This is a genomic window from Winogradskyella vidalii (genome assembly GCF_013403955.1).
GTDB lineage: Bacteria > Bacteroidota > Bacteroidia > Flavobacteriales > Flavobacteriaceae > Winogradskyella > Winogradskyella vidalii.
In genome coordinates this window covers 58,610-72,307 of record NZ_JABFDG010000007.1, presented here as the reverse complement: position 1 = coordinate 72,307, position 13,698 = coordinate 58,610, and the positions used below count along the sequence as shown (strand labels likewise).

The window sequence follows — 13,698 nt, the reverse complement described above, 5'->3', positions numbered from 1 at the left end:
AACTTAAACTACTATGAAACAATTTACTATTATTTTAATTGCACTGTTATTTTATACAACAACCAATGCACAAGTAGAAATTAAACCAGGGCTCAAATTAGGAATGAATATCGCCGGATTAAGCAACCTTGAAGAGAATGGCGGTTTAAACAGTGAAAAACTTACCACATTTCATATTGGCGCCACTTTGTCGTTTAAATTCGCAAGATTTTATACCCTACAACCCGAAATAGTTTACTCTAAACAAGGGAGTGAATACAAAACATTTGGAAACGAAGGAACACAAACTATAGAACTCAATTATTTGTCTATACCTGTAAACAACAGATTTTTTATTGGAGACAGTGGTATTAATTTTCAAATCGCACCTGTTATAGATATTATATTAAGTCATAAAGATGTCCATGACCCTCAAACCGTAGATATTGCTTTAGCAGGAGCTATAGGTTACGATATAGGTAATGGTTTAGTGATGTCTATAGGTTACAAACAAGGTTTAACCGATTTATTAGGTAGAAATGTAGATACTGGAAACGGTTATGAAACGACCGAGGTTAGTGAGTTAATTTTAAACAACGTTATTCAATTAAGCGTTGGTTATCAATTTAAATTATAAACTGATGCTTATTAAAGATTTCTACACTATTTTAAAGACAACGATTATTGACCAAAATCTTATTCATGTTATTATAAAACTGAATAAAAGCCATGAGGTATTTAATGGCCATTTTCCAGGAAATCCTATTACACCAGGAGTTTGTATGCTTCAAACTATAAAGGAAATCACACAAGATTATGTTGGAAATTCTTTATGCTTACAGACCATTTCTAATATGAAATTTACAGCATTAATTAACCCCAACATAAATTCAGAACTCATTTTAGAACTTTCTATTAATGAAGAAAACGATGCTGTAAAAATTAAAAATAGCACTAAATTTACAGATGATACTATTGCTTTAAAATGTAATGGTACATTTATAAAAACTAAAGAATTAGCTTAGTCTTACACCTAATTCGCGCGACTAAATGAAGGATATTACGATACATCAAAAACTAAACGATTTGCATTGTTGTGTAATTATACCCACCTTCAACAATCCTAAAACACTACAACGTGTTATTAAAGGTGTTTTAAACTACACCGAAAATATCATTATTATCAATGATGGTTCTACAGATAAAACTTCAGAAATTTTAAAAGAATTTTCAGGTTTAGAACAGATTCATTTTAAAGCAAACAAAGGCAAAGGGCAAGCTTTAAGGGCAGGCTTTAAACATGCCGAAAGTTTAGGTTATAACTACGCAATTACTATAGATTCTGATGGACAACATTTTCCTGAAGATATTCCTTCATTTATAGACGCCTTAGAAGTTGCTGAAGACAAAAACTTACTACTTATTGGTGCTAGAAATATGGGACACGATAGCGTGCCTAAAAAAAGTAGTTTTGGAAATAAATTTTCTAATTTTTGGTATTGGGCAGAAACCGGAATTAAGCTACAAGACACACAATCGGGCTTTAGACTTTACCCGATTCAACATTTAAAAAACTTAAAATTCTATACCTCAAAATTCGAATTTGAAATAGAAGTCATTGTAAAAGCCGCTTGGTCTGGAACCGTTGTAAAAAACATTCCTATTCAAGTTTTATATGACGAAAACGAACGTGTGTCTCACTTTAGACCTTTTAAAGATTTTACACGAATTAGTATTTTAAACACATGGCTGGTTATCCTTACTTTATTATACATAAAGCCACGTGATTTTTTTAGAAGCTTTAAAAAAAAAGGCTTTAAAAGATTCCTAACCGAAGATATCATTGGAAGTAACGATTCTTCTCAAAAAAAAGCAGCATCTATAGCTCTAGGTCTATTTATTGGTATTGCCCCTTTTTGGGGTGCTCAAACTGTAATTGTTATTTTTTTAGCTTTTGTTTTTAAGTTAAATAAAACGATTGCCTTCGCTTTTTCAAACATTAGTATTCCGCCATTTATTCCTTTTATTATTTTTACAAGTTTTCAATTAGGCCATTTTATATTAGGCGAAGAAGTCACGTTTAATATCAGTGAAATTATTGCAGACTTTGAAGTATTAAAACATCTTAAATCATATTTAATTGGCAGTTTTGCTTTGGCAACGGTTACTGCATTGTCCATAGGAACCTTGAGTTATTTCCTGTTTTTATTTTTTGAAAAGAAAAAAGTAACTACAACCAATGCATAGTATTTTTTATAAAATATATCATTATTTTAATTCCAGAAAAGGACTTGGATTAAGCGTTTTGGCAATTTTACTTTTGGCTTTAGTGTTTGTAGCTTCTAAAATTGAATTTGAAGAAGATATCACGAAACTAATTCCTACTAACGCTAAAAACGCAGAATTACAGAAGGTTTTAAAAAACACCAACTTTGCGGATAAAATCATTGTAAATATCACCAAAGACACCAATGGTTCTATAGATGACTTAACGCAATATGCATCCCAATTTATTGATAGTATTAACGCTTCTTCTGGTCCATATATAGAACAAATTCAAGGTAGAATTAAAGATAAAGACATTAAGAACACAGCGAATTTTATCTACGATAATTTACCACTCTTTTTAGATGCGAATGACTATAAAACTATTACCAATAAAATTCAAGAAGATAGTATTGAGGCTATTACATTAAAAAATTACAAAACCCTTATTTCCCCTTCAGGTATTGTCGCAAAAGATTTTATTCTAAAAGACCCTTTAGGCTTATCATTTATAGCTTTAAAAAAAATACAAGACTTAAGTTTTGGAGACAATTTTAATCTAAAAAACGGATTTTTATTCAGTAAGGATAAACAGCATATCCTTTTATTTATCACGCCTGCTTTAGGTTCTAATGAAACTGCTAAAAACTCGGAGTTTGTAGAAAATCTCTATAAAACCAATAGAAAACTCAATAGCGTTTATAAAGATAAAGTTTACAGTGAATATTTTGGAGGAACATTAATAGCAGTAGCAAATGCTAAGCAAATAAAAAAGGATATACAACTCACCATTGGTATAGCCCTAACCATACTGTTACTTATATTTATACTGTTCTATAAAAAGTTAATGGTACCTATTATTTTATTTGTACCTACCATTTTTGGTGGTCTTTTAGCTATTGCTATACTTTTTGTAATACGAGAAAAAATCTCAGCTATTTCTTTAGGTATTGGCTCTGTTTTACTTGGTGTTACTTTAGATTATTCTTTACATATTCTTACCCATATTAGAAGTAACAACAATGTAAAGAATCTTTATCAAGAAATTTCAAAACCTATTTTAATGAGTAGCTTAACCACAGCGCTCGCATTTTTGTGTTTATTATTTATCAACTCGCAAGCCTTACAAGATTTAGGGATTTTTGCTGCAATTAGTGTTATTGGTTCTTCTTTTTTCGCCTTACTTTTTATCCCTCAAGTATATAAAGAGCAAATAAATAGAACTAAAAAAAGTACCACTTTAGATAAAATTGCATCGTATAATATGCACCAAAACAAATGGGTTATTTTGGGTTTATTCTTATTGTGCTTTGCTAGTTTCTTTACTTATAATACCGTTGCTTTCAATAAGGATTTAAGTGCAATGAATTATATGCCCAAAGATATAGAAGCAGCAGAATTACGCTTAGACCAACTTATTAATAGTACTTCAAAATCTATATACATTGCCGCTTATGGCGATTCGGAAGAAAAGACACTTCAAGTTAATGATGCTATTTTAACAAAGTTGCAAAACTTAAAAGACGAAGGCAAACTTATTAATTATAGTTCTATCAGTACTTTTGTACATTCTAAAAAACAGCAAAACCAACAAATTGAACGTTGGCAATCGTTTTGGAACAAAAACACTGTTAATTCCACAAAGCAATACCTCACCGAAAGTGGTACCAGTTTAGGTTTTAAACCGGAAACATTTAATCGTTTTTACACTCTTTTAAATACATCGTTTCAACCCTTAGAAAGTAAAGACTACAAAGCTATAAATGCTTTTTCTATAGACGATTATATGTCTACCAATAATACATTCACCACCATTACTACATTAATAAAAGTAGAAGAAGCAAAGGCCGTAATGGATGCTTTTAAAGAGGATGCACAAACTTTGGTAATTGATAGGAAACAAATGAACGAAACCTTTTTAGGGGATTTAAAAACCGATTTTAATAGTTTAATTGGGTATTCCTTAATTGCGGTTATTCTTATTCTTCTACTCTTTTACAAAAGCTTTTCTTTAACTCTAGTTACTGCAATTCCTATCTGTTTAACTTGGTTGCTAACCATAGGAATAATGGGATTTTTCCATCTAGAATTTAATATTTTTAATATTATCATTTCTACATTTATTTTTGGTTTAGGTATAGATTATGGCATTTTTATTACCAATGGATTATTGCATGAATACAGAACAGGAGAAAACGCATTAACCACACATAAAACGTCCATTTTACTGTCGGTAATTACCACTATTTTAGGCGTTGGTGTATTAATTTTTGCTAAACATCCTGCTTTACATTCTATAGCATTAGTTTGTTTAATTGGTATTATTTCGGCAGTTCTTATTGCTTTTAGTGTGCAACCTTTATTATTTAAATTATTTATTGGTAGCAAGACGAAACGTCCCGTTTCATTACGTGTTTTTCTTCATTCCGTAATATCATTCTTTTATTTTGGATTAGGTGGCGTTTTATTATCGTTGTTTAGTGTTACTATTTTAAAAATTATTCCGGTTCCTAAAAAAACAAAGATGAAATGGTTTCATGTTTGTATTTCAAAATTCATGAAATCGGTATTGTACACCCATTTATTTCTTGTTAAAAAAGTAATAAATGAACCTAAAGAAGATTTTAAAAAGCAAGCTATAATTATAGCAAATCATACGTCGTTTTTAGATATTTTAGCCATTGGCATGTTACATCCAAAAATCATTTTCTTGGTAAATGATTGGGTTTATAACTCGCCAGTATTTGGTAAAGCCGTACAATTGGCTGGTTTTTATCCTGTATCTAGTGGTATTGAAAACGGATTAGAGCATTTAAAGAAAAAAGTAGCGCAAGGCTACACATTAATGGCTTTTCCTGAAGGGACGCGTTCAACAACTAACAAAATAAAACGATTCCATAAAGGCGCATTTTATTTGGCAGAACAATTTAATCTAGATATTATTCCGGTGTTAATTCATGGGAATTCTGAAATCATCCCTAAAGGAGAATCTATGATTAGAGATGGTCATATCACTTTAAAAATCTTAGATAGAATTACACCAAACGACTCTAGATTCAGCACTTCTTACTCACAACGCGCTAAACAAATAGGGGCTTCTTATTTTAGAACAGAATTTAGTGCTTTTAGAAGTGAAAGAGAAAACGAAACCTATTTTCATAAGCTAGTTTTAGACGATTACAGATACAAAGGAGATGCCTTATATAAACGTGTAAAAAAGGATTTAAAAACCAATAAAGGCATTTATAAAACAGTTTTAAATACTATTGGAACAAAAGATAAGATACTACATTTGTCTAAAGATGCAGGTCAGCTAGATTTTTTACTCGCTTTAGATGCTGTTGATAGAAAAATTGTGTCTTACATTGAAGGTGAAGAAAATAGAACAATCGTTAATAACAGTTTTATTACCAATTCTCGAAATATCACTTGTGTAAATACTATAGAAGATGCTTTACCTTTTAAAGCGCAATCTTTAATTATAAGTGATGTAGATTGTAGCGAAATAAAATTAAAAGAAGGGATACATTCCGATTTAAATCATATTATTTTATTAAAAGAAAGTACGCATTTGTATACCACAAATAAACTCGATTTAAGTTTTGATTGTACCTACCAATCAGAAAATATTATTATCTTATCAAAACAGTAAAAAGCAAGATGAAATCTCATTACGATGTTGTTATAATAGGAAGCGGTTTAGGTGGTTTGGTCTCTGCAAACTTACTCGCTAAAGAAGGCTATAGTGTTTGTGTTTTAGAAAAAAACAATCAATATGGCGGAAATTTACAAACCTTTGTTCGTGATAAAACTATTTTTGACACAGGTGTTCATTATATCGGCGGATTAAATGAAGGTCAGAATCTATATCAGTATTTTAAGTATCTTGATATTATTGACGATTTAAACTTAAAAAAACTCGATGAAGACGGCTTTGATGTCATTACTTTTGATAATGATACACATGAATATAAACACGCTCAAGGCTACGATAAATTCATTGAAAATTTATTAATTGAATTTCCGGAGGAAGAAAATGCTATTGTTACGTATTGCGATAAGTTAAAAGAAGTTTGTAGTCAATTCCCCCTTTATGGATTAAAACACGGTAAACCGTATTATGAAAATACCGATATTTTTAGTTTAAAAGCTAAAGATTATATTGATTCCATTACCGAGAATAAAAAATTACAAGCAGTTCTCGCTGGCACTAATTATCTATATGCTGGAGATGCAGACCGTACACCTTTTTATGTACATGCCTTAACCATAAATTCATATATAGAAAGTGCTTATCGTTGTGTAAATGGGGGAAGCCAGATTTCTAAACTACTAATCAGACGGTTAAAAGAAAATGGTGGTGATGCTTTTAAACATCACGAGGTAGTTAAATTTGGATTTAAAGACAAAAACATCAGTTCTGTTTTTACCAAAAATGGCAAAGAAATCAAAGGCGATTTATTTATTTCTAATATTGAACCAAAACTGACCATAAAATTAGTTGGTGAAGATAAATTCAGAAAAGTATATACAAAACGCATCAATAATATTGAAAGCATCATTGCAGGATTTAGCTTGTATATTGTTTTAAAGCCTAACACGTTTAAGTATCAAAACAAAAACATTTACCATATAAAAGACCCTAATAAAATATGGGACGGACAAGATTACACTTCAGACACTTGGCCAGAAGGTTATATGGTATCTATGGGAATTAATAAAAAAACAGATGTTTATGGTGAAAGCTTAACGGTGATGACCTACATGCGTTATGAAGAAGTTGAACCTTGGGAAAACACATTTAATACGGTTGCTAATAAAAACGACCGAGGTCAAACGTATGAAGAATTTAAAGCCGAAAAAGCCGAAATACTCATTCAAGAATTAGAGAAAAAATATCCAAATATTAGAGCATGTATTCAAGAGATTTACACCTCAACACCATTATCGTATCGCGATTATATAGGTTCTAATCGAGGTTCTATCTATGGCTATGTAAAAGACGCTAATAATCCTTTGGCCTCTTTTGTTTCGCCACGTACAAAAATTAAAAACCTTTTATTAACAGGCCAAAGCCTAAACATGCATGGTATTTTAGGCGTTACCATTGGCGCTGTTCTTACCTGTTCGGAAATTGTGGGTATGAAACCTTTATTAGAAAAAATATTAGAGGCCAATAAAATCGAAGAAAGCATCGAAAATTAAAAAACATGAAGCTTAATTTAAGCATACATCACGGACTTTTACTTTTTCTATTTGTAAGTATAACCTCATGTGGCATATCAAAATCAATACATGATGTTCCAGATGTAAGCACCTATAATTCGGTAATTCCGGAACGTGTACAAACTTCCGATTCAACTTTTAAACTAGGAAACAATCATCTTAGCAAAAATAAACAAGGGTTATGGGAGCTTTATGTAGAAGGCAATCCGTATCAAAGAGGTTTAATTACAGGAAGTCTTACTGAAGAATTATTTCAAAAACAAGAAGGCATCTTTGTTTCAAAAATTGATGAGTTTGTTCCATCGAAACTGAAACAAGCTCTATTAAGACGTTTTTTAGCTTGGTTTAACCGTAAAATGTACCTCAACGTGCCTTTAGAATACAAAACCGAAATTTTAGGGCTATCAAAATATGCTTCGCCTAAATACAATTATATCGCAGAACCTTATTTAAGAGTGCTCTATTTTCATGGCGCACACGATATTGGTCATGCTTTACAAGATTTGGCTTTAGTGGGCTGTACTTCATTTGCTGCTTGGGATGAAAAAACAGAAGATGGAAGCTTAATTATTGGTCGTAATTTAGATTTTTATGCCGGTGATGATTTTGCTGAAGAAAAAATAGTGTCCTTTACTAATCCAACCGATGGTTATAAATTTATGTCGGTGACATGGGCAGGCATGCTAGGCGTACTTTCTGGTATGAATGAACATGGTTTAACGGTGTCTATTAATGCTGGAAAATCTGAAATTCCATTAGTTGCTAAAACACCCATTTCTATCTTAAATCGTGAAATTTTACAATATGCAACCAACATTAATGAAGCGATTGCAATTGCAAAAAAACGTCAGGTATTTGTATCTGAATCTATTTTAGTAGGAAGCGCAACCGACCGAAAAGCCATATTAATTGAAGTATCCCCAAACAAATTTGGCGTTTACGACGTAGAAAACACCAATCAATTAATCTGTTCTAATCATTTTCAAAGTGACGCTTATGCTAATGACGAAAAGAACAAAGAACACATTAAAGAAAGTCATTCGCAATACCGTTACGAACGCATGCAGGAGCTTTTGGACCAAAACCCCAAAATAACACCTGAAATTGCAGTAGACATTTTAAGAAATAAAGAAGGGTTAAATAATAAAGCAATAGGTTATGGTAACGAAAAAGCTTTAAACCAATTACTAGCGCATCATTCTGTGGTTTTTAAACCCGAACAACGTTTGGTTTGGGTATCTTCTAATCCATATCAATTAGGAGAGTTTGTGGCTTATGATTTAAATGAAATATTTAAAAACCCTATTAAAACGCCACTTGCAGATACACCCTTAAATATCGAAGAAGACCCATTTCAATATACACAAGCCTATACCGATTACCAAAGCTATAGAAAACTTAGAGCAGAAGTATGGCATGCTATTCACAATAACGAATCTATAGCATCTCAATTAGTTCTAAATTTAAAAACCTTAAACCCAGAATACTGGGAAGCCTATTTTTTAATAGGCAACTACTATTATAATAAAGGGTATTATAGAGCGGCTTTAAATGCCTTTGAGACAGCAAAAACTAAAGAGATTACAACGGTACCTGAAGCCTTAGAAGTCGACAACTACATTAAGAAATTAAAAAGAAAGTTAGAATTATGATTCCTGAAATAGAATATGCTTCCAAAGCGGAGATAAACAACTTTCAAGTTGAAAAACTACAGGTGCTTTTACAGTATTTAAATACAAATTCTGCTTTTTACAAGCGCTTATTTAGTACTCATAACATTGATATTTCAACTATAAATTCGCTTGAAGATTTAGCGACTATCCCAACAACCACAAAAGACGATTTACAACAACATAATGACGATTTTATTTGTGTCCCTAAAAATAAAATTGTGGATTATGTCACCACTTCCGGAACATTGGGAGACCCCGTTCTTTTTGGATTAACCGATACTGATTTAGAGCGTTTAGCGTATAACGAAGCCATCTCTTTTGCTTGTGCAGGTGTTGGTAAAGATGATGTCATTCAGCTAATGACTACCATGGACCGACGATTTATGGCGGGTTTAGCTTATTTTTTAGGCGCTAGAAAGCTTGGAGCAGGAATTATTAGAGTTGGTAATGGTATTCCAGAACTGCAATGGGATTCTATTCTAAAATTTAAGCCAACCTATATTATCGCAGTACCTTCTTTTTTATTAAAACTGATAGCGTTTGCAAAACAGCAAAATATTGACCTAAATAGCTCTGGAATCAAAGGTGCTATTTGTATTGGCGAACCTTTACGTAATCAAGATTTTTCGTTAAATACTTTATCAAAAAAAATAAAAGAGAACTGGAATATTGAATTGTATTCCACCTACGCTTCTACAGAGATGAATACCGCTTTTACAGAATGTGCACAACAACAAGGCGGTCACCAACATCCTGAATTAATTATTACAGAAATATTAGATGATAACGACCAACCTGTAGCTCAAGGTGAAGCCGGAGAACTTACCATAACAACATTAGGTGTAGAAGGCATGCCCTTACTTCGGTTTAAAACAGGGGATATTGTAAAAGCACATCATGAAAAATGTAATTGTGGAAGAAACACGATGCGTTTAGGCCCTGTTATTGGAAGAAAGAAACAAATGATTAAATATAAAGGCACTACTTTGTATCCGCCAGCCATGCATAATATTTTAAATGATTTTAACGAGGTAGAAGCCTTTGTTATAGAACTTTCTCACAATGCCATAGGAACAGACGAAATATGCGTTAAAATAGCCGTAAATACACCTACAGTTTACTTATTGCAAAATATTAAAAATCATTTTAGAGCAAAACTACGCGTATTACCTAAAATTGAATTTTATGACAAAAAGGAAATTCTAAAATTACAATTTCCTAATATGAGCAGAAAACCGGTTATGGTCATTGATAAAAGAAGATAAGATTTAATTAAATTCTTCATTAAAATCACAAGTTTTTAGAAACAGTCTATACAATTTTATGCTTTATTATTAATTTCAACTCTAAAATCAGCTCTAGATTTTCTCGATTATTACCTAACTACATTTCCAAAATCTGATACTCTTGAAAAACAAAAATTAATGTTAACATTTGATCATAAGTCCATTAAATAGAAGTGTTAATGAAATTTTTTGAAAAAAAAATCCGATATTTATGAAATTTGATTTTTCACAAATAAACGAAGAAGCGTATGGAAGGATTTGACATTTTAAATTTATTTATTGTACTACTTGCTGCTTGGGGAGCAGGCGCATTAATTAAACGTATTGGATACCCAGCAATTTTAGGCGAACTATTGATAGGTGTAATAATTGGTCCACCTTTACTAGGCCTTGTAGAATCCTCAAGCACATTAGTTATTATCTCTGAAGCTGGGGTTATATTACTTATGGCCTACATTGGTATGGAAATAAACTTTAAAGACTTAGGTAAAGCCTCTTGGGCTGGATTACTAGCAGCAGTCGGCGGGTTTGTTGTCCCGTTTGGTTTAGGCTATTTTGTGGTCACACTATCTGGTGGTACAAGTATGGCAGGACTATTTGTAGGTATTGCTGTAGGTGTTACTTCACTAGCCACTAAGAGCCGTATTCTTGTTGATTTAGACTTATTAGATACCCGAATTGCCTATGTGTTAATGGCAGGTGCTTTAATTTCTGATACCTTAGCTTTAATCATTTTCGCTGGACTCTCTAGTTTTATAGATGCTGGTGCTGTAAATATGTCTGAAATATTAATAATTGCAGGTAAAATTATACTGTTTTTTGCATTTTCTGCAGCTTTCGGACTCTATGCCTTACCACGAATTGGAAAGTGGATGGCAAAAAGAAACATCGAAAATCGAACCACCTATTTTACACTTCTACTTCTCATTGTTTTTGGGCTTTCTGAATTAGCAGAACTCGTTGGTCTTCATGGAATTCTAGGTGCATTTATTGCTGGTATATTTATAAAAGATGGTGTATTTCATGATAAAATCACCAAAGATATTACACGAGTTTTTCACGATGTATCTATAGGTTTCATGGCGCCTATTTTCTTTGTTACAGCAGGTTTCCACGTCACTTTAGATGTTTTTAAAACTGATTTAATGCTTTTGCTTCTAATTGTAGGTGTGGCATTTGTAGGAAAAATAGTCGGTACAATTTTATTCTATTTACCAAGTGGCAATGGTTGGCGAGAAGGTTTAGCCGTGGGAACCGGAATGAACGGTCGTGGCGCCGTAGAAATCGTTATTGCCGGTATTGGTTTGCAGAAAGGCATAATCACTCCAGAAATATTCTCTATTCTCGTTTTTATGGCCATCATAACAACCCTGTCTGTACCCGTGCTATTAACTTGGTCTACAAATTGGTTAAAAAAACGTGGCGAGTTGGTAAAACAATTCTCTCGAAAAGGCTATTTATTTCTTGGCGCCAACCCATTAGCCTTATTGCTAGGTAAGCACCTAGCAGAACACAACTCAGTCACATTTATCGATGCCAATAAAGCCAATTGTGAAAATGCAAAAAACAAAGGTTTTAAATATGTTCACGGGAATATTTTAGAAGAATCAACTCTAAACGAAGCCGCAGCTAAAGATTTCAGAACATTCGTCGCTTTAACCGTAAATAATGAAATCAACTTACTGGCTTCTCAACTGATGAATGATACCATTTTTATTCCAGAAAAATTTGTAGCGATTTCACCTTACAATGATGAAGGAGGAAGCATAAGCATTTTAAACTCCGTTTCTGCGTCAACCTTGTTTTCTGGTAAAGTTGATATACAATCATGGATACAAAAAGTACAAGATTCAAACTACAATGAAGTTGAAGCTTCTGTAAAAGAAAAAATAGCAACACGTGAATGGATTAAGTCTCAATTTAGTAAAAACAAAACACTACTTCCATTAGTTATTGTAGACAGCACCGGCACAAAACGTCCTTTTAGGTATGATGATTATATAGATATTGATGAAAAAATAATCTATATTGAGTAATATGTAGTTTATAGAATAATAAGCTTTCTAAAAGTTTATTATTGTATCATTTTGATTGCAATCGAAAAATTTAATGCTCTAAATTTAAAAGGCTTTTTGGCAATGCTTAATGTGAAGAAAAGTTTATTTGAACTTTTTATAAAGCTTTTTTATATTTATTACTAAAATAAAACTGACAGCATCCTATTTCAATATTATAAATAAAAAAACTCATTAAATTCTTGAGAAATTACAGAACCAAAACAAATCGTTATGTACAAACTACTAATCCTTTTCTTATTAACATCAGCTGTTATAAATTCACAAAACAAAGAAATAAAACAACTAGAACAGATTAGAATTAAACTTACAAAACAAAGCGAAGAGATAAACGATTCAATCAATAAACTCGAAATAAAAATCAATCTATTAAAATCAAAACGAGATAACTCAACAGATGGAAAAACCTTAATAGCTAAAGTTGGAACCAAAACAAAGGTTTTCATTAAGGATGAACCTAGTTTTACAGGAAATACAGTAGGTGTAATAGAGCAATATAAAATGGTAAATGTTTATGATTACGAAAACGGTTACTGGCTAATTGAAAGGGACTCTATAAGAGGTTATGTTAGACAAAATGATATAGGAGAGTTAGGTGATATGATGAAAATCAAAAATAACTACAAGAATGAAACTTTAAGTATAAAATACAATAAAGAAATTGCTGAAAAAATTTCTAATGGTAGAATATGGATTGGCATGACGAAAAAGATGACAGAGTTAAGTATTGGTAAACCTAAGGACATCAATAAATCTTCAGGCACATATGGCACTCATGAACAATGGGTTTACAAGAATAGATACTTATATTTCGAAAATGGAAAACTAACTAGTTGGCAAAATTAAAATGCAAACACTAATCAGATAAAAAAATAACGCAACACTTTTTATATAAAATTAATTACGTTTTTTTATGTACTAAAGACGCCTATTAGCTTCGCCGAGTCCATATTAACATGCTAAGAGAAGTGGATTGAACCCCGATTGGTGTCGAGAGAACCACTTTTTTGATTTAAAAATTTCTTATAAAGTTAGCTCTCCTTAATTTTTTAAAACAAAAAAGCCAAAAACTTTCGTTTTCGGCTTTTCATCTGTACTGAAGACGGGACTTGAACCCGTACGTCCTAATGGACATTGGATTTTGAATAAAGTTAGATAATCCAAATAATAGCAAAATAACTCATATTCAAATGA

9 protein-coding genes are annotated in these 13,698 nt (G+C 31.9%); all 9 read left to right on the top strand.

Annotated features, from left to right (window positions below; genetic code table 11):
* The first annotated feature begins 13 nt into the window (after positions 1-13).
* Positions 14-616, top strand: coding sequence for an outer membrane beta-barrel protein (locus HM982_RS15035; protein ID WP_179354161.1), 603 nt, complete (start codon positions 14-16; stop codon positions 614-616).
* 4 nt (positions 617-620) lie between these two features.
* The gene (locus HM982_RS15030) at positions 621-1,004 is read left to right on the top strand and encodes a hotdog family protein (RefSeq protein ID WP_179354160.1); all 384 of its coding nucleotides are present in this window, start codon (positions 621-623) and stop codon (positions 1,002-1,004) included.
* Positions 1,005-1,029: 25 nt separating this feature from the next.
* Positions 1,030-2,226, top strand: coding sequence for a DUF2062 domain-containing protein (locus tag HM982_RS15025; protein WP_179354159.1), 1,197 nt, complete (start codon positions 1,030-1,032; stop codon positions 2,224-2,226).
* Positions 2,219-5,896, top strand: coding sequence for an MMPL family transporter (locus HM982_RS15020; RefSeq protein ID WP_179354158.1), 3,678 nt, complete (start codon positions 2,219-2,221; stop codon positions 5,894-5,896). The genes HM982_RS15025 and HM982_RS15020 overlap by 8 nt, the downstream gene beginning before the upstream one ends.
* Positions 5,897-5,904: 8 nt before the next feature.
* A complete protein-coding gene (locus HM982_RS15015) occupies positions 5,905-7,449 on the top strand; it encodes a phytoene desaturase family protein (RefSeq protein WP_179354157.1) in 1,545 nt (514 codons plus the stop codon).
* A gap of 5 nt (positions 7,450-7,454) precedes the next feature.
* A complete protein-coding gene (locus HM982_RS15010; RefSeq protein ID WP_179354156.1) occupies positions 7,455-9,122 on the top strand; it encodes a C45 family autoproteolytic acyltransferase/hydolase in 1,668 nt (555 codons plus the stop codon).
* On the top strand, positions 9,119-10,408 hold the full coding sequence (locus HM982_RS15005) for a phenylacetate--CoA ligase family protein (RefSeq protein ID WP_179354155.1): 1,290 nt from the start codon (positions 9,119-9,121) through the stop codon (positions 10,406-10,408). Before HM982_RS15010 ends, HM982_RS15005 begins: the two co-directional genes overlap by 4 nt.
* A gap of 269 nt (positions 10,409-10,677) precedes the next feature.
* Positions 10,678-12,465: a cation:proton antiporter gene (locus tag HM982_RS15000; RefSeq protein ID WP_179354154.1), complete on the top strand. Its 1,788-nt coding sequence runs from the start codon at positions 10,678-10,680 to the stop codon at positions 12,463-12,465.
* Positions 12,466-12,717: 252 nt separating this feature from the next.
* Positions 12,718-13,350, top strand: a complete 633-nt coding sequence (locus HM982_RS14995; protein WP_179354153.1) for a hypothetical protein — start codon at positions 12,718-12,720, stop codon at positions 13,348-13,350.
* The last annotated feature ends 348 nt before the right edge of the window (positions 13,351-13,698 follow it).